Raw genomic sequence first — 26,715 nt, forward strand, 5'->3', positions numbered from 1 at the left:
AAAGTACATTAACATTCCCTATACCTAGCGACCTAATGTCAAAAAATAACACCTATATTCTTGCTATAGAATCTTCTTGTGACGATACAGCGGCTGCTGTGCTTCACAACGACAAAACCCTTGCAAATGTTGTGGCGGGTCAGGCTGTTCACGAGCAATATGGCGGTGTTGTTCCTGAGCTGGCATCACGCGCACATCAGCAAAATATTGTTCCTGTGGTGCACGAGGCGTTGCGCAAGGCAAATGTAAAAAAAGAAGCGCTTAATGCGGTCGCTTTTACCAGCGGTCCCGGACTTATGGGCTCATTACTCGTAGGAACCTCTTTTGCCAAATCTCTTGCGATGGGATTAGACATCCCGTTGATCGATGTGAACCATATGCAAGCGCATATTCTTGCACATTTTATTGAAGAAGAAGGTTATGACAAACCCGAGTTTCCGTTTTTAGCAATGACGATTTCCGGTGGACATACGCAAATTGTTCGGGTTGACAGCTATTTTGAAATGACCGTCATTGGCCAAACCTTAGACGATGCTGTAGGTGAAGCTTTTGATAAAAGCGCCAAAATTCTTGGCCTGCCTTATCCCGGTGGACCTTTGATCGATAAGTACGCGCAACTGGGAAATCCTAAAGCGTATAAATTCACCAAGCCAAAAGTAGGCGAGCTTGATTTCAGCTTTAGCGGACTTAAAACTGCTGTTTTATATTTTTATCAGAAAGAGATCGCTGCAGATCCTGAATTTGTAGATAAAAATCTGAATGATATTTGTGCTTCCATTCAGTATACGATTATCAATATCTTGATGGATAAGCTCAAGAAAGCGGTAAAACAAACCGGAATCAAACACGTTGCCATCGGCGGTGGCGTTTCAGCCAATAGCGGGATTCGCAAAGCACTTAAAGAAGCTGAACAAAAATATGGCTGGAAAACTTTTGTGCCCAAATTTGAATATACCACAGACAACGCTGCTATGATCGGGATTGTGGGCTACCTTAAATATTTAGAAGAAAACCTTGCCGAAACCGGTTACACCGATACTCAAGTAATGGCGCAATCACGACTTAAAATCTAAGTATGCAACTCTTTTATCATCCTGAAATTGCTGCAGAAGCTAAAGAAGCAACTTTTCCTAAAGACGAGAGCAAGCACATCGTAAAAGTACTGCGCAAACGTACCGGTGACGTGCTGGATATCACTAACGGAAGCGGAAACTTTTTTAAGGCTGAAATCATTTCGGCAAGTCCGTCAAACTGTACGGTTAAGATCTTAGAAGCAACCTCAGAACAGCCACTACCCTATCATTTACATTTGGCTGTTGCGCCAACAAAGTTGAATGATCGTTTTGAGCTTTTTCTCGAGAAAGCGACGGAAATAGGAATTTCTGAAATCTCACCTATCATTTGCGATCATAGCGAGCGCAAGGTCATTAAAGAAGAGCGCTACGAGCGCATCATTCAAAGTGCGATGAAACAGTCGTTGAAAGCGCATATTCCTAAACTGAATGAAGCGCAATCCTTCAGTGAGTTTTTAGAGACTACAAAAACTTTCAACGGAGATCGCTTTATCGCGCATTGCGAAGAAACCAACAGATTTTCACTGAAGCAAAAACTTCAGCCTAAAAGAAACGTTTTGATCTTGATAGGTCCCGAGGGAGACTTTTCGCCAAGCGAAATCCAACAAGCGATTCAAGTAGGATTCAGTCCTGTAATGCTTGGAGAAAGCCGTTTGCGCACCGAGACTGCTGCGATCGTAGCCACGCACAGTGTTGCCTTTGTAAACGAAGTTTAACTAAGACATTATTTGCACCAAAAGTTCTTTGAGCAAATCTCCCTGCGAAAGATTGTAAGCGCCCACACCTTTACTTTTTACATCAGCCGTACGTAATAAATTAACGATGTGACTCACTTTTTTCATTGGGTAGTTACGCGCCGCATCTACATACTGACTTACAAAATAAGGATTCACTTTAAGCGCTTTTGCGACGGTGCCTTTGTCTTTACTCGGCAAACCGTGATAGATCAATAAATTTTGAAAGAAACTAAAAAGCAAAGCAATAGTCACGACCATAGGATTATCCTTAGGATTCTGACTAAAATAATTGATGATACGATGCGCTTTCACCACATCTTTCTCACCAATGGCGCGCTGCAACTCAAAGTTGTTAAAGTCTTTACTGATCCCGATATTTTCTTCTACCGCAAGTGGTGTGATCGTGCTGCCTTCGGGAAGAATTAGTCGAAGTTTTTCTAATTCGTTATTGATCTTTGACAAGTCGGTACCAAGGAATTCTACGAGCATATGCGCGGCTTTGGGTTCTACGGTGTAGCCTTTGCCAGACATCACACGACGAATCCAATCGCCTACTTGATTCTCATACAGCTTTTTACTTTCAAAGATGAGTCCGCTCTTAGCGATTTCTTTATACACACGTTTGCGCTTGTCGAGCTTTTTATACTTATAGCAAAACACCAAAACGGTAGTAGGCTGCGGATTTTCGGCGTAAGCCTCAAGTTTGTTCTTGCTTTTATCGGGTTGCGACAGAATTTCGCGTGACATATCCTGAGCTTCCTTTACGATCACCACTTGACGCTCTGCCATCATCGGGAAACGTTTGGCCTGTGACAACACATCATCAAGAGAAACATCACGACCGTAAAGCACCATTTGATTGAAGCCTTTTTCTTCTTCGGTCAACACATTATCTGCAATATAATCTGCAAGCTGATCTATATAATAAGGTTCTTCTCCCATTAAAAAATAAATAGGTCTTAGATTGCCTTTTTTAATATCCTTTACAATGCGTGTAACTTCTTCTACCAAGGTTGTATTGAATCTCTTTTTTTATATGCTTATCCCGATGGGGACGAAGTTTTAAAACTGATGCAGGCCTAAAAATTCCGAAGGTTGATTACCTTTGAAACGATGCAAGAATTGAATTTTCCTCCATATGCCTTCAGGCTCAAAAGTAGCGAAAATAAACCGCTTATATTTGACCCCATTCGTAAAAAATTTGTGGTGCTCACCCCTGAAGAATGGGTACGCCAACACGTGGTAAAACATCTTTTGAGCGTTTATAAATACCCGTTATCGCTTATAAATGTTGAGAAAGAATTAAAGATCAACAACACCTCAAAGCGTTATGATGGGGTTATTTTTAATCCTGACGGAAGTATTTTTCTAATTATTGAATGTAAAGCGCCTAAGGTTAAAATCACACAAGAGACTTTTGACCAGATCGCGCGCTATAATCTTGCGGTAAAAGCTGAATATTTAATGGTTACCAACGGTCTCAACCACTACTATTGTCAAATGGATTATGAAGCTAAAAAATATATCTTCTTAAGAGATATCCCGGTTTACAGCCTATGAAAACAGCCATCGTCATACTCAACTGGAACGGTAAAAAACTGCTTCAAGAATTTTTGCCCAGTGTCATCAAACACAGCGCGCATTTAGCAAGCATTTACGTCGCCGATAATGCTTCAACCGATGCTTCTGTCTCTTTTGTACAAGCTGAATTTCCGCAGGTAAAGATCATTCAGAATACTTCAAATGGCGGTTATGCTAAAGGTTATAATGATGCGCTTCAACATCTGGAAGAAGAACTTTTCATCCTGATGAATAGTGATATAGAAACGACTCCCGGATGGTTAGAACCTATGATCAAGGCTTTTGAAAGCGATAAAAATTTGGGTGCTGCACAGCCAAAACTTTTAGACTTAAAAAAGAAAAACCATTTTGAATATGCGGGTGCCGCCGGAGGATTTCTCGATTCTCTGGGATACCCTTTTTGTCGCGGTCGTATTTTTGACACTTGTGAAGAAGATGCTGGCCAATATGACGACACTACAGAACTATTCTGGGCAAGCGGTGCTTGTCTAGCGGTGCGCAAGTCCGTTTTTTGGGAAGCCGGCGCGCTAGACGAAAACTTCTTTGCGCACCAAGAAGAAATCGACCTATGCTGGCGGATCAAGAATTTAGGATATTCTATTCAATGTATTGGAAAGAGTACTGTGTTTCATTTAGGTGGAGCTACTCTAGAACAAATGAATCCGAAAAAGACCTACTTGAATTTTAGAAACAACTTGATGCTTTTGCTTAAAAATGTAGCCGGATTTAAAGTCTACCCTATTCTATTTACGCGAATGTGTCTCGACGGGATCGCCGCTTTTAAATTTTTAGCTGAAGGAAAACTGAAGCATTTTACAGCGGTGCTGCAAGCGCATTTCAATTTTTATGCCCAAACCCCAAAACTGCTTAAAACTCGTAGTCATACCGCCGGAAGTGGACCTTACGCCAAAGTCAAATCTATTGTCTGGGCGTATTTCATACGGCAAAAGAAGCACTACACCGACCTATTTTAACAAAATTTAAAGTATTGTTAAGGTTGGGCAATTGGGCACTAATTTTAATAAATTTGACGTTACTAAAAATTAAAGATAACAACTAAAATTATGAGAAAATTAATGATTGTATCGGCATCAGCGCTGGTACTTCTTTCCTCTTGTGTATCTCAGAAGAAATATGCGGCATTAGAGGCTAAACAAAAAGAAACGCAGGATATGCTTAATACAGCTACCGTTAAACTTAATGCTTGTTTAGCACAAAGTGAAACGATGAAAGAGCAAATCACTGATCTTAGAAACGCGAATAATAATCTCATCAATACTCAAGGAAATTTAACTACACTTTCAGCAAAAGGTGCTGAGAACTTAGAAAAGTCTCTTGAGCAAATGAAAGAAAAAGATCTTCAGATCAAAGCTTTCCGTGATGCGATGAACCGTAAGGATTCTGTAACTCTTGCACTTGTTACAAGTTTAAAAGGAGCTATAGGTAACTTAAACGATGAAGACATCGAGATCAATGTTGAGAAAGGTGTGGTTTATGTTTCTATCTCAGATAAGCTTTTATTCAACAGTGGTCGTTGGGATGTAACCAACCGTGCTAAAGAAGTTCTTGGTAAAGTCGCTACTGTAGTTAAAAACAAGCCAGACATCGAGTTTATGGTAGAAGGTCATACAGACAGCCAGCCTATCAGCACTTCTGTAATCGAAGATAACTGGGATCTTAGTGTGAAGCGTGCAACAAGTGTAGTACGTATTCTTCAAGAAGAGTTTGGTGTACCACCAGAGCGTATGGTTGCAGCAGGTAGAAGTTACTACGTGCCTCTAGCTAGCAACGATACTGCAGAAGGTCGTGCGCGTAACCGTAGAACACGTATTGTTGTTCTTCCTAAGCTAGACCAATTCTACAAAATGATTGAAGAAGGAATGCCTAAAAACTAAGAACAGTTAGTTTTAAAATATTAAAACCCGGTCTTGCGACCGGGTTTTTTATTGCTTTCATCAAAGGGTTTTCTATTTAGGATTTGTATTTAAATGGTAAGTTCCCCTTTTCCTTCTCTTAATACAACCGCCTCGCCACTGGTCAAATCAATCACGGTAGACGGAATATTACCTCCATAACCACCATCAATCACAACATCTACAAGCTTATCCCATTTTTCCAGAATTAATTCAGGATCTGTGGTATATTCGATCACATCATCTTCATCATAAATTGAAGTTGAAATGATAGGATTGCCAAGATGACTCACAATTGCGCGTGCAATGTTATTATCTGGCACCCGTATTCCCACGGTTTTCTTTTTCTTGAAAACAGTAGGTAAGTTGTTGTTTCCCGGAAGAATGAAAGTATATGGTCCCGGCAATGCGCGCTTTAACAATTTGAACGTTGGCGTATCTATCTGCCGCACATAATCTGAAAGATTACTCAGATCTTCACAGATGAATGAAAAATTTGCCTTTGCTAATTTCACTCCACGCAATTGTGCAACACGTTCGAGCGCCCGGTTGCTTGTAATATCACAACCTAAACCATAAACCGTGTCTGTAGGGTAAATGATCACCCCATCATTTTTTAAAACCTCAACAATGCGCTTGATCTCGCGCTCGCTTGGGTTTTCATCATAAAGTTTTATAAACTCTGCCATTAGCTGTTATGCTTTCTCTACTTCGCTTTCTAATTTTAAAACAGTAGAACCATCTTCCTGTTTAATTAAAAGTGCTTTATTTCCTTGTTCTCCTTTTCGGGTGATTTCACTACCATCAATAGTTTTGGTAATTTCTTTAGAATAAGACTCCTTAACCTCACCGGTTGCAGTCCCGTTACCCCATTTCCATTTTACAGTACTTCCTTCTCGTATCATAGTTTTTCTTTTAAAGTTAGATGAGAACCGAAGGAAACCATAATTTTCTAACAGAAGATTAACGTGCACTGCATAAGAAAACTTAAAATTAAGCGTTTCAGCCCGCCCAAGGTTGATACTTATGAAGTAAAGCCAGCACTTTTGCTTCCCACAACCTCTCAGCCTCCCGGTTTACGGAGTGTTCGGTTTCGGCATCAAACTGACTTTGCATTTTGCGCCGGCTGCTTTCAATCTTTTTATAGATTTTCTGAATTTCTGCTTTTGAGTTACGAGTAAAGTGAAATTCGGCTAACGCTTTGCGAAACATTCGCGCATGCACTTCAGAAATATCAAAATGCGTTTGCTCGTGCTTTAAGGTAAATTCATCAATAAGTTCTGGTTTATACCATGACAGTTTCGGATAGAAATTGGCCTTAATGATCGATTTGGATTTATCAATAATCCCGGTGCTTTTAATCGTAAACCGATGACTGATGCCAGTATTAGAACTGGCTGAAAACGCGCTGCCTTTTGAAGGTAATCCCTGAAAATCAGACCAGCTCAACGTATGTCCATCGCGCCACGGCATACGGGCAGATTTTCGCTGAAAGCCAAATAAAACAAAGAGGCAAAATCCTACAAGAACAAGCGGTTTCATCAGGTTTTTTGCTTTTTCTTTTTAGCTGCGGGAAACAAAATGTTATTCAAAATCAAACGATAGCCGGGGCTTGTAGGATGCAATTTCAATTCGGTTTTAGGGTCTCCTACACGATGCTGATAATCTTCAGGATCGTGACCGCCGTAAAAGGTAAAAAAGCCCTTCCCTTTTACACCGTGTATATAACGTGCTTCGCCGTTGGCTTTATTCTCTCCCAGCACCAAAACATTGGCTTTGATCTCTTCCGGATTATAGGCTGTGGTTTGCCCCATAAAGCCTTTAACCAAAGCTGTGTGGTTTTGACAAAGCATTGTAGGCACCGGATCCCATTTTGCTGAAAATTCCTTGAGACTAAAATAATCGGTGTCTGCGGGAACTCTACGAAAAGGCGTGGTATCTATACTGCTGAATTCATATTGTTGCGGATTTTTGACCAGTGTAAAGTCGGTAAAGGCAAAGGTGCGGTCGTAGCTGATTTTAGCTTGATAATTTGCTTCTGAAGCATCTCCGTCAAACATCGGCTCGCAGATATCAACACCCGTTGCCGAAAGCGCAATATCAAAGCTATCGGTCGCGCTACACATCGCAAACATAAAACCGCCGCCTATGACATAATCACTGATCTTTGTTGCCACGGCTAGTTTTTCTTGAGAGACTTTATCATAACCTAATTCTGTAGCTAAGGCTTCAGCTTGTTTCTTTTCTTCGATATACCAAGAAGTCGCTCTGTAGGATCCATAAAATTTCCCGTACTGACCGGTAAAATCTTCGTGGTGCAGATGCAACCAGTCATAAAGCACGAGTTCGTCTGCCAATACTTCCCGGTCGTAAATTTTGGTATAAGGAATTTCAGCATATTCTAAAACCATAGTCACGGCATCATCCCAGGGCACCGAACCATCTGGCGTATATACCGCGATTTTGGGCGCTTTCTCCAAAACGATCGCCTCCATATTTTGGGACGGACTCTCGATTTCTGCCAGAATAGCTTCGGTTTTTGCATCGCTTAAAACTTCAAACGACACCCCGCGAATCATACATTCTTTTTGGAGTGCTCCGGTATCCGGAAGTAAAAATGCACCCCCACGATAATTGAGCAACCATTTTACTTTTTGCTGCTGGTTGAGCGTCCAATACGTGATTCCGTAGGCTTTTAGATGTTCCTTTTGACTTTCGGCATCCATAGGAATCAAAACATAGGAAGCGAATGCCGGAACAATAAAAAAACTAAAACAAAGCGACAGCCAGAAACGTCTAAATAAAAAGTATGATTTCAATCTCAAAAGTCTTGTATTTTACGCTGTTGAAGTTACAACGATTCAAAGACTATGCCTAGTATATTTATTGCTATTCAGATTTTGGCCTCAGAACGCCAATCATATGATTAAGACTTAATCCAAAATAGATTATATCTTTATTATATATGAATTTGGGGGATAAACTTAGACCATAATAGGCAGTTGCAAACTCTATTCGTGGGGAAAATAATAAACTTATAGTATTACGCTTACTGTATTCATATGTGTAATTATCAGTTAGAAAGGGCGAATCTACAACTCTAAAATCAAATGCATCTTTAATTGATGTAAAAGCCAATCCTCCCATAATATTTAGTCGAATACTTTTCTTTTCATTCAAAATAAAGACTCTTCCCCCTTGGAGTTGAACCATATCACTCTGCTCGAAAGGTTCAAATAAATTCAACAGAAATAAATTTACCAGTCCCGACGAAAAATCATCAGGTTTATTCTGTGAAGACCTAATATATTGTTCCCAGCCAATTTCTAATGAATATTTATTATCGTATACATAATCTGCACTCACCGAAACTCCTAGATGCGACCCCACTACACCTCCTAAACTAAAATAGGCCCAGTTCTTTTCTGCAAATTGAGCTTTGGCGACATACGATATCAAGCTGATGGCGAATATTACTAGAAACTTACTTTTCATAAAGTATCATTTAGCTTTAAGATGGAATTTATGCAAAAGGTTGCTTTAGTTTAAGACTTGATTCCATAAAAAAAGGAAGTCAAAACTGACTTCCTTTTCTAATATCTTTCTTTAGATTCTAGAATGGAACCTCATCTTCTCCACCCTTATCAAAACCACCATCATTCATCGAGCTTCCAAATGCCTGATCAGGCGTTGGGAAACTGTCTGGAGTAAAGGTATCATCGTTAGCCGCAGCATTTTGATTCATCGCAGACTCAAACTGGTACGGAGTGCTAAAGTCATCAAGGTTGTCAAATTTACCAAGGTGTCCTAAGAACTTCAGCCTGATGTTTTCCAATCCACCGTTACGGTGTTTTGCAATGATGAACTCGGCTTGACCTTCTGTTGGGCTGCGCTCTTCATCATCCCACTCATCAATTTTATAATATTCCGGACGATAAATAAAGGATACAATATCGGCATCCTGCTCGATCGCACCCGATTCACGGAGGTCAGAAAGCAGCGGTCGTTTACTCCCACCACGCGTTTCTACCGCACGCGATAACTGTGATAGTGCGATTACCGGCACCATCAATTCTTTTGCAAGTGCTTTAAGGTTACGCGAGATCATCGAGATCTCCTGTTCCCGGTTTCCACCTTTTTGACTACCTCCTGCGGTCATCAACTGCAAGTAATCGATAATGATCATTTTGATCCCGTGTTGCGAAGCCAGACGACGCGCTTTTGCACGCAAATCAAAGATGGAAAGCGAAGGCGTATCATCAATAAACAAAGGTGCTTTTTCTAAGCTCTTTACTTTGACGTTAAGCTGCTCCCACTCGTGTTTTTCAAGTTTACCGGTACGTAGCTTTTCTGAGGAAAGTCCGGTTTCTGAAGAGATCAAACGCGTAATCAACTGTACCGAAGCCATCTCCAGCGAGAAAAACGCCACGGGAATTCCCTGACCTACCGCAATATTACGCGCCATGGAGAGCGTAAGTGCCGTTTTACCCATACCAGGACGTGCTGCAACAATGATCAAGTCACTCGCCTGCCAGCCCGAGGTTAATTTATCAAGACGATCAAAACCGGATGGAATACCTGAAAGTCCTTCTTTATTTGAAATCTCTTCAATTTTCTTTTTTGCTTGAATTACCAAACTTTGCGCCGTTTCAGAACTACGCTTGATGTTACCTTGAGTTACTTCGTAAAGTTTACTCTCGGCGTTGTCGAGTAGGTCGAATACATCTGTAGTCTCATCGTAAGCTTCTTCGATAATTTCGTTAGAAATTTTGATCAGACTACGCTGAATGTACTTCTGAAGAATAATACGAGCGTGGTATTCAATATGCGCTGATGAGGATACTTTTTGCGTTAATTGAATCAAATAATAGTCCCCGCCAGCTTGATCCAATTTTCCCATTTGCTTCAACTGCTGAGAAACCGTTAATAAGTCAATAGGCTCCCCATTTTCAAACAAGGCACGAACCGCATCATAAATGTGTTGGTGAGCATCTTTATAGAAAACTTCAGGGCTTAAAATATCTATAATTTCATCAACCCCTTTTTTATCAATCATCATCGCACCTAAAACAACTTGCTCTAAATCAATAGCTTGAGGTGGTAATTTACCACGCTCAAGGGAGATCACGTCTTTTTTAGGATTGATATAATTAGGTTTTGTCTGCAGATTTTCCATAGAGGACGAATGTAAAAAATTTGTTAAGGCGGGTTCAACTTTTTGCAGCTGTGGTTATCCACCATAAGTTAACAAATAGCATGTTGATAACTAAATATTCTTGTTAACAAGCATAAAAAAAAACCGGAGAGCAAATCTCCGGAATTTTGTCGCAAGTGATGTTTAACTGTTTTAACCTTTAAACACCCCCATATTTGAGTATTTATCCATACGCTTTTCAACCAAATCTTTTGGTGATAAGTTTTTGAACTCATTAAATGCTTTTAAAATCTCTTCTTTTATTGTAGAGAAGGTCGCTTCTCGATCGCTATGTGCTCCCCCTAATGGTTCTTTTACGATCTCATCAATAAGCTTTTGCTTCTTCATATCTTTTGCGGTAAGCTTCAATGCGTCTGCTGCTTGCTCTTTAAACTCCCAGCTTCTCCATAAGATCGAAGAACACGATTCTGGTGAGATCACAGAGTACCATGTATTTTCAAGCATCAACACCTTATCTCCAACACCTATACCTAAGGCGCCGCCACTTGCTCCTTCACCTATGATCACAACGATGATGGGCACTTTAAGACGTGTCATCTCAAGAATATTACGCGCAATAGCTTCTCCTTGCCCACGCTCTTCAGCTTCAAGACCAGGGTAAGCTCCCGGAGTATCAATGAAGCATACCACGGGAAGATTAAACTTCTCTGCGCTCTTCATTAGGCGTAATGCTTTGCGGTAACCTTCAGGATTTGCCATACCGAAATTACGATACTGACGTGTCTTAGTATTGAAGCCCTTTTGCTGACCGATCAACATAAAACTTTGATCCCCTATTTTACCCAAACCACCTATCATCGCCTTGTCATCTTTAACATTGCGATCGCCGTGAAGCTCTAGAAAGGTATCGCCACAAAGCGCTTTGATATAATCTAAAGTATAGGGCCTGTTAGGATGACGTGACAACTGTACACGCTGCCAAGGTGTAAGATTTTTATAAATCTCCTTCTTGGTATCGTTGAGTTTTTTCTCAATTTGCTTACAGGTGTTGGTGACATCTACATCACTTTCCTCTCCTATAAGCGAGCATTTTTGAAGTTGTTCTTCTAGCTCTTTAATGGGTTGTTCAAATTCTAAATATTCCATTTAGGGGAAAATTTTAGTTAGCTGACAAATATAAAGGTTTTAAAAAGCTTCTCCCAAACCCTTATCGGTTTTTAGCCGGTCTATTTTTTAATTTGTTTCTAAATTCTTTAATGCGCGTGCAGCCTTGCGTCTACGGGCATTTTTTAAAATTCCGTTTAAAATTACGGTACATAAAATGAGTATTGCGCCCAGATAAAAGCCGGTATTCATTTGTTCGGCATCGCCTAAAATGAGAAAAGCGAGGATGATTCCGTACACGGGTTCCATATTTGTGGTGAGCATAATGGTGTATGGCGTTAAATGTTTCATCACTTTTACCGAAGCGATAAACGCATATGCAGTACAAACGGTCGCAAGTATCAAGAGATACACCCAATCCATTTGCTGTAATTGAAAAAAGGAAGTATCAAACGTTCCGCTAAGCGCCAAAAAAACGGTAATAAACAAGGCTCCGGTGAGTAATTCATAAAAAGAAATCATCACAGAATTGTGCTTTTTTGCAAACTTGCCATTGAATAGCGTAAACAACGCAGCTAGCAATGCAGAAATAAGCGCGACAATAATTCCTTCAGTATAACGCGTTTCTACTTCAAAAATGAGATACAAACCACAAATTACAAGCAAGCCAAAAACGAGCTCGTACCAGATCAATTTCCGTTTATAAAAAATAGGTTCTAAAATACTCGTAAAAAAAGCTCCTGTGCTCATCATCGCCAAAGTGATCGAAACATTTGCGATTTTAACCGCACCAAAAAAGGTTAACCAATGCAAAGCGATAAGAACTCCCACACCTGCCAGACCTAAAATCGTTTTGCCTTTCGCCTTGAGCGAAATCCCTTTAAATTTTATGTAGCCAAAAATGACTATCGAAGCAATGAGCATACGGTACCAAACCAATGCCGTTGCCCCAATACTGATCAAAGCACCCAGAACTGCCGTAAACCCCCAAATAAACACAATGATGTGAAAATGGAAGTAACTTTTAAGACTATCGTTTTGCACGGTTGAGAAGATATATGGCTAAGATACCAAAAAGCACGTTAGGCAGCCACACGGCTACCATAGGAGAAAAGTCAGATTGCTCTGAAATAGTACCAAAAACCTTATCAAAGAAGATAAAAATAAACGCTAGAGAAATCCCCAAGGCTAGGTTGATTCCCATTCCACCACGGCGCTTCATAGAAGAAACTGCGACTGCAATAATGGTCAAAATATAGGCGCTCACCGGCAAACTGTAGCGTTTGTACAGCACCACCTCGTACCTATTAATTGCAGAAGAACCTCTGGCTCGCTCTTTATCTATAAACTCTCTCAATCGCGGTGTCGTTAGGGTTTCAGCGATATATTCAAGCGGCGTTAAATCTTCAAGATCAAACGAAAACAAGGTATCTAATTTAGGTTCTGAAATTAAAATATCACCTTCTTTGCCCACAATTCTTTTTTTGTAACCATTAAGACGGTACAAGGTATCCTCTGGTCTGTAAACAATGCTTCGCGCTTGTATTTTATACTGAAGGGTGTTATTCTCAAAATGCTCTAATGTAAAGTTTTGCCCCATTTTACTCGAAGGCGTAAAGCGGCTTACATAAATGTAGTCGTTATCGTTAATCTGCCGATATACGTTTCGGGTTTCACGGGCTGCTTTACCATTTTTGAGATATTCATAGGTAAACTCATTAAAACCCTGACTCGCCGCAGGTGCCAGATAAGTTCCTAAAATATAAGCGCCAACACATACGATTGTTGCCCCGATAAGGTAGGGCCTCAAAAATCTATAAAACGAAACACCACTACTTAAAAAAGCGATAACCTCGGTATTGTTTGCCAGCTTTGAAGTAAACCAAATTACCGATAAGAATAAAAATAACGGAAACAGCAGGTTTGCAAAGTAGATGGTGAAATCTAGATAATACAGTGCGATCTCTACAAACGGCACCTCATTGGCCAGCATCTTATCGATCTTCTCTGCCAGATTTACCGTGATCCCAATAGGGATAAACAACAAGAGCATCGTGATAAAAGTACCCAGATAACGCTTAAGTATGTACCAATCTAGGATTTTCATCTAGAGTCTCTTATCCATTTGTTTTACCATTTTTTCTTTCCAGGTATAAAAATCACCTGCAATAATATGTTTACGCGCTTCTCGCACCAGCCACATATAAAAGCCAAGGTTGTGAATCGTACCTATTTGACGGCCTAAAATCTCATTTACACTAAATAAATGTCTTACATAAGCTTTAGAATACGCGGTGTCCACCCAGGTCGTTCCGTCTGGATCTAAGGGAGAAAAATCATCTTCCCACTTTTTATTTTTAATATTTATGGTTCCGTGTTGGGTAAACAAGGTTCCGTTACGGCCATTACGCGTAGGCATCACACAGTCAAACATATCTACACCTAACGCAATATTTTCTAAAATATTGATTGGAGTTCCCACACCCATCAAATAACGCGGTTTATCTTCCGGAAGGATATCAGTCACAATTTCGGTCATCGCATACATCTCTTCCGCAGGCTCCCCTACCGAAAGTCCGCCAATGGCATTACCTACCGCGCCTGAATTGGCTATATATTCTGCAGATTGCTTCCGTAGATCTTTATACGTACTTCCCTGAACAATAGGAAAAAACGCCTGATCATAACCATATTTCACCGGCGTCTTGGCCAAATGATCAATACATCGATCCAACCAGCGATGCGTCATATGCATAGAACGTTTTGCATAATTATAATCGCAAGGATAGGGCGTGCATTCATCAAAAGCCATAATAATATCGGCCCCGATACTTCGCTGAATTTCCATCACCCGTTCTGGCGTAAACATATGAAATGAGCCATCGATGTGTGACTTAAACTTGACACCTTCTTCTTTGATCTTTCTATTTGCTGAAAGCGAATACACTTGGTAACCACCACTATCGGTAAGAATGTTTCGGTCCCAATTCATAAATTTATGCAACCCACCTGCCTTCTCGAGAATTTCGGTTTGTGGTCTTAGGTATAAATGATAGGTGTTTCCTAAGATAATGTCTGGATTTATATCTTGCTCAAGCTCACGTTGATGCACCCCTTTAACGGTAGCAACAGTTCCCACCGGCATAAAAATGGGGGTTTCAATGGTTCCGTGATCTGTCGTTATTGCTCCTGCACGTGCCTTGCTGGCAGCGTCTTTTGTAACAAGATTAAATTGCATAGTATAATTTAGAGCGGCAAAGATAAAACTATTTAATAGATAGTGTTTGCTGCAAATCCCGCATAATAAGTGCGGATTTTACACTTAAAATATAAAACTTCTTAAATTTCCTTAAAAGACTAGTAATATATGGGTTATTGATTGTAATACCTGTCTAAAATGGGTATTTTTGAAAATCAAATTTTAACTTAATCAAAATGCCAAACACAAAACAATTAGAAGATTTTGTCTCTCAGGTAAGAAGAGACATCGTAAGGCAAGTACACCAAGTGAGTTCTGGGCATCCGGGAGGCTCTTTAGGTTGTACAGAATTTTTTGTAGCCTTATACCAAGAAGTAATGAAACGTAAAGAAGGTTTTGATATGGACGGAAAAGACGAAGATCTATTCTTCCTGTCTAATGGTCATATCTCACCGGTATTTTACAGCGTTTTGGCTCGTTCTGGCTATTTTCCGGTTGAAGAATTAAACACGTTTAGAAAAATAGATTCTCGTCTGCAAGGACACCCTACTACGCACGAAGGACTTCCGGGAATTCGCATCGCGTCAGGATCATTAGGACAAGGAATGAGTGTTGCTTTAGGTGCTGCTCAAACCAAAAAACTCAATGGTGATGACAGTCTTGTTTATTCCCTTCACGGTGATGGTGAATTGCAAGAAGGTCAAAACTGGGAAGCGATCTTATATGCTGCTGGTAATAAAGTAGATAACCTTATTGCAACAGTTGACTTAAACGGTCAGCAAATTGACGGTAGTACGGATGACGTTTTAAATATGGGAGACGTTAAAGCTAAATTTGAAGCTTTTGGCTGGGATGTTTTAGACGTTGAAAAAGGAAATGATATCGAAGCGATTATCGCTGGTCTTAATGAAGCAAAATCACGCACCGGTAAAGGAAAACCTGTTTGTATCTTATTACATACCATTATGGGACACGGTGTTGACTTTATGATGAATGGTCACGCGTGGCACGGTAAAGCTCCTAATGATGAGCAATTAGAAAAAGCACTAGCTCAAAACCCTGAGACTTTAGGCGACTACTAATTGGTACCCATCAAAAAGAAACTATTAACCTTAAAAATTACCCCGAATATATTTTACTCATTACTGAATAAAATGGGGTCAGAAATATGAAAAAATTCACAAATTCAGGAAATATAGATACTCGTTCTGGTTTTGGTGCAGGTATGGACGAACTGGGAAAAACTCATGAAGATGTTGTTGCCCTTTGTGCAGACCTTACCGGATCTTTAAAATTGAACGACTTTGCTAAGAATCACCCAGAGCGCTTTTTTCAAACCGGTATTGCAGAAGCTAATATGATTGGTATGGCTGCCGGTATGACTATAGGCGGAAAAATACCTTACGCTACTTCATTTGCAAACTTTGCTACTGGTCGTGTTTACGATCAAATACGTCAAAGCGTTGCTTATTCGGGTAAAAATGTAAAAATTTGTGCTTCTCACGCTGGTCTTACGTTAGGAGAAGATGGTGCGACTCACCAGATTCTAGAAGATTTAGGTCTTATGAAAATGTTACCGGGAATGACTGTGATCAATCCTTGTGATTTTAACCAAACTAAAGCCGCTACCATCGCGATTGCAGATCACGAAGGTCCGGTTTATTTACGTTTTGGTAGACCTAGCGTTCCTAACTTTACCGAAGCTGACGGAAAGTTTGAAATTGGTAAGGCATTACACCTTGTGGAAGGTTCTGATGTAACTATTCTTGCAACCGGTCATTTGGTATGGCACGCACTAGAAGCTGCCGAAGAACTTGAAGAAAAAGGAATCAAAGCCGAAGTGATCAACATTCACACCATCAAGCCGCTTGATGATGAAGCGATTCTAAATTCAATTAAGAAAACCCGTTGCGTAGTAACCTGTGAAGAGCACAATTACCTAGGTGGTCTTGGTGAGAGTGTATCTGGTTTACTTGCTAAAAACGATCCTGTTTATCAGGAATTTGTAGCAACCAACGATACTTTTGGAGAGAGCGGTACGCCTGCTCAACTTATGGAAAAATACGGTCTTAATACTAAATCTATAGTAGAAGCCGTTAATAGAGTGCTAGCTAAGAAGTAAGCACTTTTATACTAGATTCCTAAAAATGTTTACTTCTATCGGCTAGAATAAATCGATCGTAATTGATTAAATTTATTTAAACCGCTCTTAACAGGGCACAACTTAACCGTTATGAAAAGAACATTTTTAGGAATTTTATTTTTAGTCGTGTCGTTTGCACACGCGCAATCAGATCCGGGTTTTGGTATTAAAGCCGGGCTTAACTACGGAGGCACAGGAGACATTACAGTCTCTGCGGAAAATGCTTATAAAGATCCAGGCAGTGACATAGGATATCACGTTGGAGTTTTTGGCCGTGCCGGAGAAAAACTTTATATCAGACCAGAACTTGTGTACACCAAACTTAATTCAACCTACGAGGATGACGATTTTAGCATGCAAAAGCTAGATCTACCCGTTCTTGTTGGACTTGAAGTTTTAGGTCCTTTACAGGTTTTTGCAGGTCCTGCATTTCAATATATTCTAGATACAGAATATGATGGGATTACGCTAGGTGATGTTAAAAACGACTTTACGGTAGGTTTGAATATCGGCGCAGGTTTAGCTTTAGGCAAACTTGGAATTGATTTACGCTATGAGCGTGGTTTTGGAGACAATGAAGCTGAGTTCTTAGATAATAATGGCATTATCACTAGAGGGGATCGTATTGACACAAGACCCGATCAATTGATCTTAAGCCTTTCGCTTAATTTATAATAGTCGCACAATTGTTGAAATAAAAAAGGCCCGTTATCAAGTTGATAACGGGCCTTTTCTTTTATGTGATATGTATAGCATTTAACTAATCTCAGGATCTAAGTAATCTGGAGTTCCGTCATTGTCGCTATCTGGAAATGGTAAAACTAAATTACCATCTTCATCTAAATTTATTTCTTCTCGGGTAGACGTCCCATCACCGTCATCATCAGTATCCAAATAATTAGGAACGCGATCTCCATCGGTATCATCTCCTAATTCGTTTACATAATTATTTCCGTTAATATCTTCCATCCAGTTAGGTACTCCATCTCTGTCATTATCGGTGTCCTCTACTGCACGAAACAAATCAAAGGTAAATACCAAATCTGAATACGAACCAAAGCCAGGTCCTGACCCGTTAAAATATCCTAAACCACTTGGAATAAAAACAGCCCCTATTCCATAGTCATTTCCAAAGTCAAAAGTTCCGTCAGCATTTTGAGTAAACTGAGTTCCTGCTTTTAATTCACTAACCCCATTTGCAAAACCAAAAACAACTTGAGATAAATCAAACCAAACCGGAGAAATTGCAACATCAAAACGATTGCCACCTACTACACGACCTTCATAATTTAAGAACGTAGAATCTGCAAATGTAGGTTGAACACCCTCGCCCTCACGTGCTTTTAAAATGTAAAGCTCGTACTCTGTTTCTTCAAAAGTATATTGGCGGGTAATGACCTGACTAGAAAGCGGCGTCTTGTCTGCATTATCACCACTTATCGTATCAAAGCGTATTTTGTAATCAAAATCTGCAGGTGGTGTTTCAAACTCCTCGTAGTTATAAAAATGAGTATCTAAATAGGCGGTCAAATTTGCCGAACTTTCTACCTGCACTTCCCCCCGATCACGCACCTCAATTTCTACGGTATTGTCATCATCGTTTTTACAAGAGATAAAAAATACTAGGCCCATTGCAGCCAAAAATATGTTTCTCATCATAGTCATCATGTTGCTTTTAGGTCGCGCAAGATACAATTTTACGCTATTTTTGTGTTGTTAAAAACGAGCTTTAAAGCAATAGATTATGCGTGTTGATAAATATTTGTGGTGTGTGCGGTACTTTAAAACCCGTTCTATCGCTACAAATGCCTGTAAAAAAGGACAGGTAAAAATAAATGATGTTGCAGTTAAACCCTCTAGAGAAGTTTTTCCTTCAGATACGATTCAAATTAGAAAGAATCAAGTGAATTATATTATTGAGGTTTTAGACCACCCACCAAGCCGTGTTGGTGCTAAATTGGTTGGTTTGTATTATGTTGACAAAACTCCTGCAGAAAATCTTGAAAAATTAGATTTACTCAAATATTCTAAAGACTATTATCGCAAAAAAGGTACCGGACGTCCTACCAAGAAAGACCGTCGCGACCTAGATGATTTCTACGAAAAAGACGACTTTTTTGAAAACTGATTTAAACAAATTGTATTGGGAAGACCGTTATCAAAACCAGCAAACAGGTTGGGATATCGGTTCGGTTTCTACACCGCTGAAAGAATACATAGACCAGATCGATGATAAGAACATTCAAATTCTTGTTCCGGGAGCCGGCTACGGTCACGAAGTACGTTATCTGGCGCAGCAAGGCTTTAAAAATGTAGACGTTATTGATCTATCTGTATCGGCGTTGACTCAGTTAAAAAAAGCCTTACCAGATACTACAGCTTACCAACTTATCGAAGGGGATTTTTTTGAGCATCACACCTCCTATGATCTTATTTTAGAACAAACTTTTTTCTGTGCTTTAGAACCTGATAAAAGACCCGATTATGCTGCGCATGCAGCTTCTTTACTTAAAGATTCAGGAAAGATTAGCGGAGTTTTATTTAATTTTCCGCTCACGGAAAAAGGCCCTCCGTTTGGTGGCAGCTCTGAGGAATACAAGAAGTTGTTTTCAGAATACTTCAACATCAAAACATTAGAAGCCTGTTATAATTCGATAAAACCACGATTGGGCAACGAACTCTTTTTTATCTTTGAAAAATCAAATCAAGAATCCTGATGAAAACCGAAGTGCTAACCATTTTAGATCACCAAGACATTCAAAATAAAATACGCCGCATTGCGTATCAAATCTACGAAAGCAATGTTGACGAAAAAGAAATTATTCTCGCCGGGGTGGTTCAAAACGGCTATGTTATCGCAGAGCGTCTCAAGGTGATTCTTGAAGAAGTTTCTGATCTAAAATGTGTTTTGTGCAAAGTAAAAATGAACAAAACAGCACCACAAGGCACGGTAACCACCTCTCTTGATCCTGCCGACTATCAAGATAAATCACTCGTACTTATTGACGATGTTTTAAACTCTGGAACTACTTTAATTTACGGTGTTAAGCATTTTCTTGATGTTCCTCTGAAACAATTCAAAACTGCAGTTCTAGTCAATAGAAATCACAAGAAATATCCTGTAAAAGCTGACTTTAAAGGGATTTCTTTAAGCACCTCATTAAATGAGCGGGTAAAAGTGCGCTTTAAACCAGAGCAAGATTCTGCTATCTTAGAATAACTTAGTCTTTAAGGCTTTTATGAGTTCGTCTACACCTTGCTCCTTCACCATTATTTTTACTACTGCTTGGTTGTAGTAAAAGCTGCGTTCAAAAAGGTGTTTACGCACAAATTCCTCGAGTTTTTCAGGCGTATCCTGATGCTTCAATACCGGGCGATGTTCCCGTTGTGACCATAAGCGGCTTGCAAGTTCTTTTACCGGAACGTTGATATAAACCGAAGTTCCTTCTGCTTCATTGATGCGTTGCATCGCGTCACCATAACAAGGAGTCCCTCCACCAAGACTTATAACACTATTATCATATCCTTGTAAAAGTTCTTGTAAATAAAGGGCTTCCTTTTTTCTAAAATAAATCTCACCCTGCTCATTGAAGATCTCCGAGATGGATTTACCTTCCTTTTCTTCTAGAAAATCATCAAAATCGATGAAATTCATATCCTGTTCCTGAGCCAAAATCTTACCTAAAGTAGATTTCCCTGAGCCCATATAGCCGATTAAATAAATTTTCATTCTTAAAAAATACTGATTTTCAAAAGCCTATCGAAGCTTCTGCAATTTTATTCAAATTTATCACAAAAAGGCTTGTGTAGATTAAAAAAATGGATGTATATTTGCAGCCGCATTTAAGGAAAGACTTGGTAGCTCAGTTGGTAGAGCATCTCCCTTTTAAGGAGAGGGTCCTGGGTTCGAGCCCCAGCCAAGTCACAAGCAACATAAACCAGATTTTGACGTCTGGTTTTGTTTTTTAGAAGCTTTTTTACCAGACTTGGTAGCTCAGTTGGTAGAGCATCTCCCTTTTAAGGAGAGGGTCCTGGGTTCGAGCCCCAGCCAAGTCACCAAAATTAAAACCAGATTTTACCATCTGGTTTTATTTTATAGTAATTTTGAATTAAACAGACCCGGGTGCTGAAATTGGTAGACAGGCACGGTTGAGGGCCGTGTGTACTTCGTACGTGTGGGTTCAAGTCCCATCCCGGGTACAACTAAACTAAAAAAGCCAGTGAACTCAAATTCACTGGCTTTTTCTTTTATATCGAGTTTATTTCTGTTTTTAGAATGCAGAAATACTTGTAATTGCTACTCAGAAAACTCTTCATCGCTTACAGGCTCAAACCATACTGAAGCTCCCATTTCGGTATTTGGAATCACAAAAATATGCGTCATAGCCTCTTCTTTTGAACCACCGCGCCAGTGTTTTACATTCTTTGGCACCTTAACCACATCTCCCTTAGCAATAATTTCTTTAACCTGACCTTCGATCTGGTGATATCCTGTTCCTTCAGTTATCATTAGAATTTGACCGCTGGGATGGTAATGCCAGTTGGTACGCGATCCTGCTTCAAACGTAACACTACCTGATTTTGTAGTATAGGTTGAATCTTCGGGAACCAATAAATTCATATAAACATCACCGACAAATTTTTCTTTTGAAGTAAGATTTCCTTTTTCAAAAATCGGTGTTTCAGCTTGCTCTTCTGTTTCTACTTCGGCCTCCTTTTGCTTGCTTTCTACACAGGAAAACATGGTTAACAATAAAACAGTAACGTAAATTGCAATGTATTTTCTATTCATAGTTGCGTGGTTTTAAAATTCTTTAATTGCGTCCTCTATTCTCTGATCCCCTTCGATCATTTCAAAAGTAGCATTCTGGGCAACATCGTCGTTGAGCACGTGAACTAAGGTGTAAGCAACATCGTCTCTTGTAACTTCTCCTCGCTCCACATCTAGAGCCGCTTCAATCTTGCGTGTTCCAGCTTCATTAGTCAAAGCTCCGGGACGCACAATTGTGTAGTTTAGACCGCTATTTTTTAAAAAATTATCAGCATTTCGTTTAGCCTCTAAATAATGCTTTAGGGAATCGCTACTTTCAGGATTGTCTGCATTGATCGCACTAAGCATCACAAACTTTTTGACATTTGCTTTTTTACTTTCATCGATTAGATTTTTTGCTCCTTCCTGATCAACATCAATAGTTTTATCAGGCCCTGTATGCCCGCCTGAACCTGCTGCAAAAATAACTTTGTCAATTCCTTTAACTGCACGAGAAAGATCTTTCTCCAGATCACCAAGTACCGTATCAACCTCCTGAATCTTAAACTGTTTTTGTTGTTCTTGTTTGCGTACCATAGCTACAGGATTATAATATTGTGATTCTCTCAAATAGCTTACTATCAATTTTCCTGTTGTACCGTTTGCACCGGCAACTAAAACATTTTCTTTGCTGGTCTCCATATTTATCGTTTTAATAGATTGAATTTTTATTAAAGTTCAAGTTATTAACTACCGCCAAAGGCTGCGCATAGATTAACGGCATTTAACGCTGCAAACGCCCTATCTTAGCATAGTATTAAGATGTCGTTAAAGGCTTTTCTAATTTGGCTCTTTACTCCTAATTTTGCGATATGAAAACAAGTTTTGGCAACCTTACAGATTCTGAAATTCCTGTGCTAATCGATTTTTTTGCGACGTGGTGTGGACCATGCCAAACGCTTGCGCCTATTCTTGAAGATGTGAAAAAGGATTTAGGCGAAAAGGTAAAAATCGTTAAAGTAGATGTTGACAAGAATCAAACTTTAGCTCAAAAATTTCAGGTGCGCGGTGTACCCACGTTAATGCTTTTCAAAAACGGCAAACAAGTGTGGCGCCAAAGCGGTGTGCTTAGCCGTGCTGATATTAAAAATGTGATCGCAAATCATTAACGCTTTAAAGTGAAATGCCCTCGGTATTCTAATTGCCGCTCTTCATACCGGTATTTAATATTGAACCAATACGCATTGCTAGGCATATCGACACCGTTATACCTGCCATCCCAATTCAAATTATTTGGATTTAAACGCTTGAGCAATTTCCCGAAGCGGTCGTAAATCGAAACCTCATCCAGCATTACATTTTCTTGAAAACCAATACTCCATAAATCGTGATAGCCGTCTCCGTTGGGTGTAAAAAACGCAGGCGCATCTATTAAAAACCTCCCTAAGTCGGTAACATCTTCGGCACTGTAGATCATAAGCTCGAAGGACTCCTGAACACTACACCCTAATTCATTTTCGGCATACATATACAAACGTATAGGAAAACTAGAAAAATCAGCAATTGTAATTTGCTCACCTGGTCTATAGACTGTACCCTCGCCCAAAGCTTCACTTGTGAAAACCATTGCATCAGGAATGGCTTCACCTGTAATTTCAGGAAGTGTAAACGTATCAATGGCTACCACATCTTCGATTGCATCAATAACCGGAGACGGTGTAACTTCTATTGTAATTTCAGCACGTGCGGTTTGATAAGGCGCTACTCGGTCTGCATCGGTTACCACGCATTCTAAAACCGTAGTACGGTCAAAAGTCGCCGTAAAATTAGGCTGAGTGCTCAATACCTGAGAACTTCCCACTTCATACCATTCATACGTAAAAGTCCCTATTGCTTCATTAGGATCTACCGTACTTTCTACAGTTAGCGTTTCTCCAGAACATACCGGGCTCACCGCATTCAACTCTAAATTTAACTGACACAAAGTAGCCACAGTCACTTCGGCAGCACCAAAAATGCTTCTTCCTGAAAAAAGATTTGAACAAAGCGCAGAAGTCGCACCTGTAGTCACATCAACAACGCGTGTGTCTCTACCACCGGTAGCGATCATTTCATAATTTACGTCTCCCGCACAAGGATCTCCCTGTATTACGGTAACCACACCAAAAATATCTGCAAAACCTCCGGCATTCATTGAACCTATCAATTCGCTTGAAGAAGGATTTTCGATGTCCACACGCACTAAACCACCCCCGGTTGCCGATAAGAAGAGTTCGCCTTCATAAAAAGTAAGATCTCCGGCTGAAGCATAACCTGTTGCGCCTAAAAGTGTTGCTGTTAAGTTTTGTACGTCAATTCGATATAAAGAACCTGTGCTGTCACCAGAAACCGCGAGTAGCGTACCTTCAGATTCTCTAACCAAAGAGTTTAAATAAGCCCCGCTAGTGCCTATAAAGCTAAGCGCTCCCAGTGGCCGCATTTCTTGAGCAATCAAATCTATAGTGTAAATATTGGAATAGTCTACACCGTATAAAGAGGTTGGGGTATCGCCTTCGGCTATATCACCAAGCAGATAGTTATTTTGAGTAACTACATCCTGCACACTACAAGTGTCAAAATCAGCTAAAACAATCGATCCGTCAGACATACAGAGATATGCCGAATTAACGCTTTGCGCTTTAGCATGAAAGCTAGAAAGCACAACAACTAGGACTAATAAACTTTTATAAAACATTAACGAGAGTAATAACTCCTAAATATACTATAAACAAGTTGACAAACTACAACTTGCGGAATCCGTACCTATTTAGCACGAATTTCACTAATGCCAATTCCCAACGCCTTCTCATAACTCCTTAAAATGCGTAATTCTTTTGAAGTCACCAATGCTAACGAAAGTCCTTCTTTACCTGCTCTGGCCGTACGACCGCTTCGGTGTGTGTAATATTCTTCCTGATCTGGCATTTGATAATGCACAACAAACGTTAAATCCTGAACATCAATACCACGTGCAGCAATATCGGTAGCTACCAAAACGCGTAAGCTTTCATTTTTAAAAGCACGCATAACTTTATCGCGTTCTTTTTGTAACATATCGCCCTGCAGAGCTTCTGCAGCGATATTTTTTGCTATAAGCTGCTTAGCTAGTTTTGCGGTAGCCGCTTTAGTTTTGCAAAAGATTATACCGCGCTCTCCCTTTTTAGTTTTTAGAAAATCTAATAAAATCGGAAGTTTATCAACCTCTTCGCATTGCAAAAATTTATGCTCAATATTTTTATTAACCACATCGCGGCTTATCTGAATGCGATGTGCATCTTCTGCCATGTGTTGATTTACAATTTGCTTGATCCCGTGTGGCATTGTTGCCGAAAACAACCATTTGTTCTCTACATTACGCAAATGACTCAGAATATCATCTAATTGTTGCTTGAAGCCCATACTTAGCATTTCATCTGCTTCATCAAGCACTACGGTATTTACCTGAGAAAGATCGATTGCCTTACGACTCAACAGATCGATCAATCGGCCGGGAGTAGCCACGACAATCTGAGTAGGCCGACTAAGATTCTTGATCTGAATGTCTATTTTTTCACCTCCATAGACGGCTTCGGTAAAAATTTTATCTGTGTATTTTGTGAATTTGAATAGTTGTTTGGCCACTTGCTGACTCAACTCTCGCGTTGGGCACAAGATCAACGCTTGAATACTTTTCTGATTGGGATTTATCTGTTCTAAAATAGGTAAACCATAAGCAGCCGTTTTTCCGGTACCGGTTTGTGCTTGCCCAACGAGATGCGTGGCTCCCTCAAGAAGTAAAGGGATCACTTGAGCCTGAATTTCGGTAGGTGTTTGAATACCAAGTTCATTTAACCCTTTTATCAAATTCTTGTTGAGCCCTAAGCTCTTAAAATTTTGTACCATGCTGTGATTTTAGAGTTGCAAAGATACGCAAGCAGGTAGCCAAATGAATGCAGATAGCTAAAGTTTGATCTACAATTGATTAATCATTCTTTTTAAATCTTGACTATCACAAAAAATGATGCAATAAATCTTGTATTTTTAAACGACAAAAACACCACTATGCGCGCCCTTTACCTTTTTCCACTTGTTATCTTTTTTGTGAGTATTCAGCTTATTGCACAGGACAAACCTGCTTATGCTTTATTTGATAGCAGCGGAAAACCTACAACCTACCAAGCTATGCTTGACACCTTAAATAACAGAAAAGATGTGATCTTATTTGGTGAAATGCACGACAATCCCATTGCGCATTGGCTGGAATTGGAAGTGACTCAAGATTTGGCTTCTACCAAAACACTTATTCTAGGAGCCGAAATGATCGAGGCAGATAATCAAAAGCAACTGAATGCTTATTTAAGCGATAGCATCAATTTAAAACAGCTCGATTCTACCGCACGCCTTTGGGTAAATCATAAAACAGACTATCAACCCTTGGTAGATTTTGCTAAGAACAATTCCCTACAATTTATTGCTACAAATGTTCCCCGAAGATATGCCAGTATGGTTTACAAAGAAGGTTTTGAAGTATTAGACAGTTTGCCTTCTGAAGAAAAAGAATGGATTGCTCCGCTGCCTATCGCTTTTGATCCTGAACTGCCACGCTATCAAGAAATTTTAAAAATGATGGGAGATCACGGCTCTCCTAAACTGGTTATGGCTCAAGCTATAAAAGATGCCACGATGGCACATTTTATCTTGCAAAACATAGAAGAAAACAAGGTTTTTATTCATTATAACGGTTCGTTTCATAGCGATTTTCACGAAGGAATCTTGTGGTATCTCAAAAACGGAGCGCCTAAATTGAATTATACCACCATCACCAGTGTTGCTCAAAAAGACCTCGATACGCTTGAAGAAGCTTATCTAAATCAAGCTGATTTCATTATCGTTATTGATGAAGATATGACTAAAACCTATTAGAACTCCTTTTTAAGCTTCTCATTTTCAAAATTCTATCCTTAAACACTATAACGTTATAGACTAAAATAATTGTAAAATTTTCAAGATTAATAGTATTACTATTAAATTAGCGATTAAAA

At 39.7% G+C, this 26,715-nt stretch carries 30 protein-coding genes and 3 tRNA genes; 16 read left to right on the forward strand and 17 right to left on the reverse strand.

The window, feature by feature from the left end; genetic code table 11:
* Nucleotides 1-35 precede the first annotated feature (35 nt).
* Both tsaD and WA338_RS14270 read left to right on the forward strand, forming a co-directional pair.
* Nucleotides 36-1,073 (forward strand): tRNA (adenosine(37)-N6)-threonylcarbamoyltransferase complex transferase subunit TsaD, encoded by a 1,038-nt coding sequence (gene tsaD, locus WA338_RS14265; RefSeq protein ID WP_009779409.1) that lies wholly within the window; start codon nucleotides 36-38, stop codon nucleotides 1,071-1,073.
* A gap of 2 nt (nucleotides 1,074-1,075) precedes the next feature.
* Nucleotides 1,076-1,789, forward strand: coding sequence for a 16S rRNA (uracil(1498)-N(3))-methyltransferase (locus WA338_RS14270; RefSeq protein ID WP_336093841.1), 714 nt, complete (start codon nucleotides 1,076-1,078; stop codon nucleotides 1,787-1,789).
* Here WA338_RS14270 and holA read toward each other — a convergent pair whose 3' ends face one another.
* Nucleotides 1,790-2,821 (reverse strand): DNA polymerase III subunit delta, encoded by a 1,032-nt coding sequence (holA, locus tag WA338_RS14275; RefSeq protein ID WP_273016442.1) that lies wholly within the window; start codon nucleotides 2,819-2,821, stop codon nucleotides 1,790-1,792. It lies immediately after the preceding gene.
* A gap of 102 nt (nucleotides 2,822-2,923) precedes the next feature.
* On the opposite strand from holA, the gene WA338_RS14280 reads away from it, so the two are divergent.
* From WA338_RS14280 to WA338_RS14290, 3 genes are all read left to right on the forward strand, one after another.
* Entirely contained in the window at nucleotides 2,924-3,370 is a 447-nt protein-coding gene (locus tag WA338_RS14280) for a type I restriction enzyme HsdR N-terminal domain-containing protein (RefSeq protein ID WP_040533248.1), read from the forward strand.
* Nucleotides 3,367-4,365 carry a glycosyltransferase family 2 protein gene (locus WA338_RS14285; RefSeq protein ID WP_336093844.1) on the forward strand — a complete coding sequence of 333 codons (999 nt, stop codon included), beginning with the start codon at nucleotides 3,367-3,369 and terminating at the stop codon, nucleotides 4,363-4,365. The genes WA338_RS14280 and WA338_RS14285 overlap by 4 nt, the downstream gene beginning before the upstream one ends.
* 90 nt (nucleotides 4,366-4,455) lie before the next feature.
* Nucleotides 4,456-5,286 (forward strand): OmpA/MotB family protein, encoded by an 831-nt coding sequence (locus WA338_RS14290; RefSeq protein ID WP_009779404.1) that lies wholly within the window; start codon nucleotides 4,456-4,458, stop codon nucleotides 5,284-5,286.
* Between the two features lie 89 nt (nucleotides 5,287-5,375).
* Here WA338_RS14290 and WA338_RS14295 read toward each other — a convergent pair whose 3' ends face one another.
* The 10 genes from WA338_RS14295 to tgt form a co-directional block, all read right to left on the reverse strand.
* The gene (locus tag WA338_RS14295) at nucleotides 5,376-5,993 is read right to left on the reverse strand and encodes an L-threonylcarbamoyladenylate synthase (RefSeq protein WP_009779403.1); all 618 of its coding nucleotides are present in this window, start codon (nucleotides 5,991-5,993) and stop codon (nucleotides 5,376-5,378) included.
* 6 nt (nucleotides 5,994-5,999) lie between these two features.
* A complete protein-coding gene (locus tag WA338_RS14300) occupies nucleotides 6,000-6,209 on the reverse strand; it encodes a DUF2945 domain-containing protein (protein ID WP_009779402.1) in 210 nt (69 codons plus the stop codon).
* Between the two features lie 97 nt (nucleotides 6,210-6,306).
* The gene (locus WA338_RS14305) at nucleotides 6,307-6,846 is read right to left on the reverse strand and encodes a DUF922 domain-containing protein (protein WP_336093846.1); all 540 of its coding nucleotides are present in this window, start codon (nucleotides 6,844-6,846) and stop codon (nucleotides 6,307-6,309) included.
* Nucleotides 6,846-8,030: an asparagine synthetase B gene (locus WA338_RS14310; RefSeq protein WP_442913226.1), complete on the reverse strand. Its 1,185-nt coding sequence runs from the start codon at nucleotides 8,028-8,030 to the stop codon at nucleotides 6,846-6,848. The genes WA338_RS14305 and WA338_RS14310 overlap by 1 nt, the downstream gene beginning before the upstream one ends.
* 163 nt (nucleotides 8,031-8,193) lie before the next feature.
* Nucleotides 8,194-8,799, reverse strand: a complete 606-nt coding sequence (locus WA338_RS14315; protein ID WP_336093847.1) for a hypothetical protein — start codon at nucleotides 8,797-8,799, stop codon at nucleotides 8,194-8,196.
* Nucleotides 8,800-8,917: 118 nt separating this feature from the next.
* Nucleotides 8,918-10,480 carry a replicative DNA helicase gene (dnaB, locus tag WA338_RS14320; protein ID WP_336093848.1) on the reverse strand — a complete coding sequence of 521 codons (1,563 nt, stop codon included), beginning with the start codon at nucleotides 10,478-10,480 and terminating at the stop codon, nucleotides 8,918-8,920.
* A gap of 171 nt (nucleotides 10,481-10,651) precedes the next feature.
* Nucleotides 10,652-11,605 (reverse strand): acetyl-CoA carboxylase carboxyltransferase subunit alpha, encoded by a 954-nt coding sequence (locus tag WA338_RS14325; RefSeq protein ID WP_009779398.1) that lies wholly within the window; start codon nucleotides 11,603-11,605, stop codon nucleotides 10,652-10,654.
* Between the two features lie 87 nt (nucleotides 11,606-11,692).
* On the reverse strand, nucleotides 11,693-12,607 hold the full coding sequence (locus tag WA338_RS14330; RefSeq protein ID WP_336093849.1) for a DMT family transporter: 915 nt from the start codon (nucleotides 12,605-12,607) through the stop codon (nucleotides 11,693-11,695).
* Complete coding sequence (locus WA338_RS14335; RefSeq protein ID WP_009779396.1) at nucleotides 12,594-13,670, reverse strand: LptF/LptG family permease; 1,077 nt, start codon at nucleotides 13,668-13,670, stop codon at nucleotides 12,594-12,596. Before WA338_RS14335 ends, WA338_RS14330 begins: the two co-directional genes overlap by 14 nt.
* On the reverse strand, nucleotides 13,671-14,801 hold the full coding sequence (gene tgt / locus WA338_RS14340; RefSeq protein WP_009779395.1) for a tRNA guanosine(34) transglycosylase Tgt: 1,131 nt from the start codon (nucleotides 14,799-14,801) through the stop codon (nucleotides 13,671-13,673).
* Nucleotides 14,802-14,998: 197 nt separating this feature from the next.
* On the opposite strand from tgt, the gene WA338_RS14345 reads away from it, so the two are divergent.
* The 3 genes from WA338_RS14345 (at nucleotide 14,999) to WA338_RS14355 (ending at nucleotide 17,580) form a co-directional block, all read left to right on the forward strand.
* Complete coding sequence (locus tag WA338_RS14345; protein ID WP_009779394.1) at nucleotides 14,999-15,844, forward strand: transketolase; 846 nt, start codon at nucleotides 14,999-15,001, stop codon at nucleotides 15,842-15,844.
* A gap of 86 nt (nucleotides 15,845-15,930) precedes the next feature.
* Entirely contained in the window at nucleotides 15,931-16,884 is a 954-nt protein-coding gene (locus WA338_RS14350) for a transketolase family protein (protein WP_009779393.1), read from the forward strand.
* Between the two features lie 111 nt (nucleotides 16,885-16,995).
* A complete protein-coding gene (locus WA338_RS14355; protein WP_009779392.1) occupies nucleotides 16,996-17,580 on the forward strand; it encodes an outer membrane beta-barrel protein in 585 nt (194 codons plus the stop codon).
* A gap of 81 nt (nucleotides 17,581-17,661) precedes the next feature.
* Here the strand turns inward: WA338_RS14355 and WA338_RS14360 are convergent, their stop codons facing one another.
* Nucleotides 17,662-18,564 (reverse strand): FKBP-type peptidyl-prolyl cis-trans isomerase, encoded by a 903-nt coding sequence (locus WA338_RS14360; RefSeq protein WP_009779391.1) that lies wholly within the window; start codon nucleotides 18,562-18,564, stop codon nucleotides 17,662-17,664.
* Nucleotides 18,565-18,649: 85 nt separating this feature from the next.
* Between WA338_RS14360 and WA338_RS14365 the strand changes: the two genes are divergently transcribed.
* From WA338_RS14365 to WA338_RS14375, 3 genes are read left to right on the forward strand one after another with little or no spacing between them, the layout of a single operon-like run.
* Nucleotides 18,650-19,033, forward strand: a complete 384-nt coding sequence (locus tag WA338_RS14365; protein WP_009779390.1) for an RNA-binding S4 domain-containing protein — start codon at nucleotides 18,650-18,652, stop codon at nucleotides 19,031-19,033.
* Complete coding sequence (locus WA338_RS14370) at nucleotides 19,023-19,622, forward strand: methyltransferase (protein ID WP_009779389.1); 600 nt, start codon at nucleotides 19,023-19,025, stop codon at nucleotides 19,620-19,622. The genes WA338_RS14365 and WA338_RS14370 overlap by 11 nt, the downstream gene beginning before the upstream one ends.
* Nucleotides 19,622-20,125, forward strand: coding sequence for a phosphoribosyltransferase family protein (locus tag WA338_RS14375; RefSeq protein ID WP_009779388.1), 504 nt, complete (start codon nucleotides 19,622-19,624; stop codon nucleotides 20,123-20,125). Before WA338_RS14370 ends, WA338_RS14375 begins: the two co-directional genes overlap by 1 nt.
* Here the strand turns inward: WA338_RS14375 and WA338_RS14380 are convergent.
* The gene (locus WA338_RS14380) at nucleotides 20,117-20,635 is read right to left on the reverse strand and encodes a shikimate kinase (RefSeq protein WP_009779387.1); all 519 of its coding nucleotides are present in this window, start codon (nucleotides 20,633-20,635) and stop codon (nucleotides 20,117-20,119) included. The two genes, WA338_RS14375 and WA338_RS14380, sit on opposite strands and share 9 nt — an antisense overlap.
* Nucleotides 20,636-20,757: 122 nt before the next feature.
* Here WA338_RS14380 and WA338_RS14385 point away from each other — a divergent pair.
* The 3 genes from WA338_RS14385 (at nucleotide 20,758) to WA338_RS14395 (ending at nucleotide 21,105) form a co-directional block, all read left to right on the forward strand.
* Nucleotides 20,758-20,830: transfer RNA gene (locus WA338_RS14385), tRNA-Lys, on the forward strand.
* Between the two features lie 58 nt (nucleotides 20,831-20,888).
* Nucleotides 20,889-20,964, forward strand: a tRNA-Lys gene (locus WA338_RS14390).
* A 58-nt stretch (nucleotides 20,965-21,022) separates the two neighbouring features.
* Nucleotides 21,023-21,105: transfer RNA gene (locus WA338_RS14395), tRNA-Leu, on the forward strand.
* 97 nt (nucleotides 21,106-21,202) lie between these two features.
* Here WA338_RS14395 and WA338_RS14400 read toward each other — a convergent pair.
* Together WA338_RS14400 and WA338_RS14405 are read right to left on the reverse strand one after the other, a co-directional pair.
* Nucleotides 21,203-21,697: a cupin domain-containing protein gene (locus WA338_RS14400; RefSeq protein WP_272984715.1), complete on the reverse strand. Its 495-nt coding sequence runs from the start codon at nucleotides 21,695-21,697 to the stop codon at nucleotides 21,203-21,205.
* Between the two features lie 12 nt (nucleotides 21,698-21,709).
* A complete protein-coding gene (locus tag WA338_RS14405; protein WP_336093851.1) occupies nucleotides 21,710-22,357 on the reverse strand; it encodes an SDR family oxidoreductase in 648 nt (215 codons plus the stop codon).
* Nucleotides 22,358-22,527: 170 nt separating this feature from the next.
* Here WA338_RS14405 and trxA point away from each other — a divergent pair, with 170 nt between their 5' ends.
* Nucleotides 22,528-22,824, forward strand: coding sequence for a thioredoxin (gene trxA, locus WA338_RS14410; RefSeq protein ID WP_336093852.1), 297 nt, complete (start codon nucleotides 22,528-22,530; stop codon nucleotides 22,822-22,824).
* Here trxA and WA338_RS14415 read toward each other — a convergent pair.
* Together WA338_RS14415 and WA338_RS14420 are read right to left on the reverse strand one after the other, a co-directional pair.
* On the reverse strand, nucleotides 22,821-24,302 hold the full coding sequence (locus WA338_RS14415; protein ID WP_336093853.1) for a T9SS type B sorting domain-containing protein: 1,482 nt from the start codon (nucleotides 24,300-24,302) through the stop codon (nucleotides 22,821-22,823). The two genes, trxA and WA338_RS14415, sit on opposite strands and share 4 nt — an antisense overlap.
* A gap of 155 nt (nucleotides 24,303-24,457) precedes the next feature.
* Entirely contained in the window at nucleotides 24,458-25,576 is a 1,119-nt protein-coding gene (locus WA338_RS14420) for a DEAD/DEAH box helicase (RefSeq protein ID WP_009779382.1), read from the reverse strand.
* A 159-nt stretch (nucleotides 25,577-25,735) separates the two neighbouring features.
* On the opposite strand from WA338_RS14420, the gene WA338_RS14425 reads away from it, so the two are divergent.
* Nucleotides 25,736-26,596 carry a ChaN family lipoprotein gene (locus WA338_RS14425; RefSeq protein WP_009779381.1) on the forward strand — a complete coding sequence of 287 codons (861 nt, stop codon included), beginning with the start codon at nucleotides 25,736-25,738 and terminating at the stop codon, nucleotides 26,594-26,596.
* Nucleotides 26,597-26,715: the final 119 nt, after the last annotated feature.

It is taken from the genome of Leeuwenhoekiella sp. CH_XMU1409-2, from assembly GCF_037029365.1.
Lineage (GTDB): Bacteria > Bacteroidota > Bacteroidia > Flavobacteriales > Flavobacteriaceae > Leeuwenhoekiella > Leeuwenhoekiella blandensis.

Coding starts and splice junctions, on each gene's coding strand:
- tgt (WP_009779395.1), bottom strand. CDS start 14,801: ATGCAATTTAATCTTGTTACAAAAGACGCTGCCAGCAAGGCACGTGCA.
- WA338_RS14325 (WP_009779398.1), bottom strand. CDS start 11,605: ATGGAATATTTAGAATTTGAACAACCCATTAAAGAGCTAGAAGAACAA.
- WA338_RS14350 (WP_009779393.1), top strand. CDS start 15,931: ATGAAAAAATTCACAAATTCAGGAAATATAGATACTCGTTCTGGTTTT.
- WA338_RS14305 (WP_336093846.1), bottom strand. CDS start 6,846: ATGAAACCGCTTGTTCTTGTAGGATTTTGCCTCTTTGTTTTATTTGGC.
- WA338_RS14420 (WP_009779382.1), bottom strand. CDS start 25,576: ATGGTACAAAATTTTAAGAGCTTAGGGCTCAACAAGAATTTGATAAAA.
- WA338_RS14380 (WP_009779387.1), bottom strand. CDS start 20,635: ATGAAAATTTATTTAATCGGCTATATGGGCTCAGGGAAATCTACTTTA.
- WA338_RS14310 (WP_442913226.1), bottom strand. CDS start 8,030: ATGGATGCCGAAAGTCAAAAGGAACATCTAAAAGCCTACGGAATCACG.
- WA338_RS14360 (WP_009779391.1), bottom strand. CDS start 18,564: ATGATGAGAAACATATTTTTGGCTGCAATGGGCCTAGTATTTTTTATC.
- dnaB (WP_336093848.1), bottom strand. CDS start 10,480: ATGGAAAATCTGCAGACAAAACCTAATTATATCAATCCTAAAAAAGAC.
- WA338_RS14270 (WP_336093841.1), top strand. CDS start 1,076: ATGCAACTCTTTTATCATCCTGAAATTGCTGCAGAAGCTAAAGAAGCA.
- WA338_RS14425 (WP_009779381.1), top strand. CDS start 25,736: ATGCGCGCCCTTTACCTTTTTCCACTTGTTATCTTTTTTGTGAGTATT.
- trxA (WP_336093852.1), top strand. CDS start 22,528: ATGAAAACAAGTTTTGGCAACCTTACAGATTCTGAAATTCCTGTGCTA.
- WA338_RS14415 (WP_336093853.1), bottom strand. CDS start 24,302: ATGTCTGACGGATCGATTGTTTTAGCTGATTTTGACACTTGTAGTGTG.
- WA338_RS14355 (WP_009779392.1), top strand. CDS start 16,996: ATGAAAAGAACATTTTTAGGAATTTTATTTTTAGTCGTGTCGTTTGCA.
- WA338_RS14290 (WP_009779404.1), top strand. CDS start 4,456: ATGAGAAAATTAATGATTGTATCGGCATCAGCGCTGGTACTTCTTTCC.
- WA338_RS14300 (WP_009779402.1), bottom strand. CDS start 6,209: ATGATACGAGAAGGAAGTACTGTAAAATGGAAATGGGGTAACGGGACT.
- WA338_RS14315 (WP_336093847.1), bottom strand. CDS start 8,799: ATGAAAAGTAAGTTTCTAGTAATATTCGCCATCAGCTTGATATCGTAT.
- WA338_RS14365 (WP_009779390.1), top strand. CDS start 18,650: ATGCGTGTTGATAAATATTTGTGGTGTGTGCGGTACTTTAAAACCCGT.
- WA338_RS14345 (WP_009779394.1), top strand. CDS start 14,999: ATGCCAAACACAAAACAATTAGAAGATTTTGTCTCTCAGGTAAGAAGA.
- WA338_RS14405 (WP_336093851.1), bottom strand. CDS start 22,357: ATGGAGACCAGCAAAGAAAATGTTTTAGTTGCCGGTGCAAACGGTACA.
- WA338_RS14280 (WP_040533248.1), top strand. CDS start 2,924: ATGCAAGAATTGAATTTTCCTCCATATGCCTTCAGGCTCAAAAGTAGC.
- WA338_RS14285 (WP_336093844.1), top strand. CDS start 3,367: ATGAAAACAGCCATCGTCATACTCAACTGGAACGGTAAAAAACTGCTT.
- tsaD (WP_009779409.1), top strand. CDS start 36: ATGTCAAAAAATAACACCTATATTCTTGCTATAGAATCTTCTTGTGAC.
- WA338_RS14375 (WP_009779388.1), top strand. CDS start 19,622: ATGAAAACCGAAGTGCTAACCATTTTAGATCACCAAGACATTCAAAAT.
- WA338_RS14400 (WP_272984715.1), bottom strand. CDS start 21,697: ATGAATAGAAAATACATTGCAATTTACGTTACTGTTTTATTGTTAACC.
- WA338_RS14295 (WP_009779403.1), bottom strand. CDS start 5,993: ATGGCAGAGTTTATAAAACTTTATGATGAAAACCCAAGCGAGCGCGAG.
- WA338_RS14335 (WP_009779396.1), bottom strand. CDS start 13,670: ATGAAAATCCTAGATTGGTACATACTTAAGCGTTATCTGGGTACTTTT.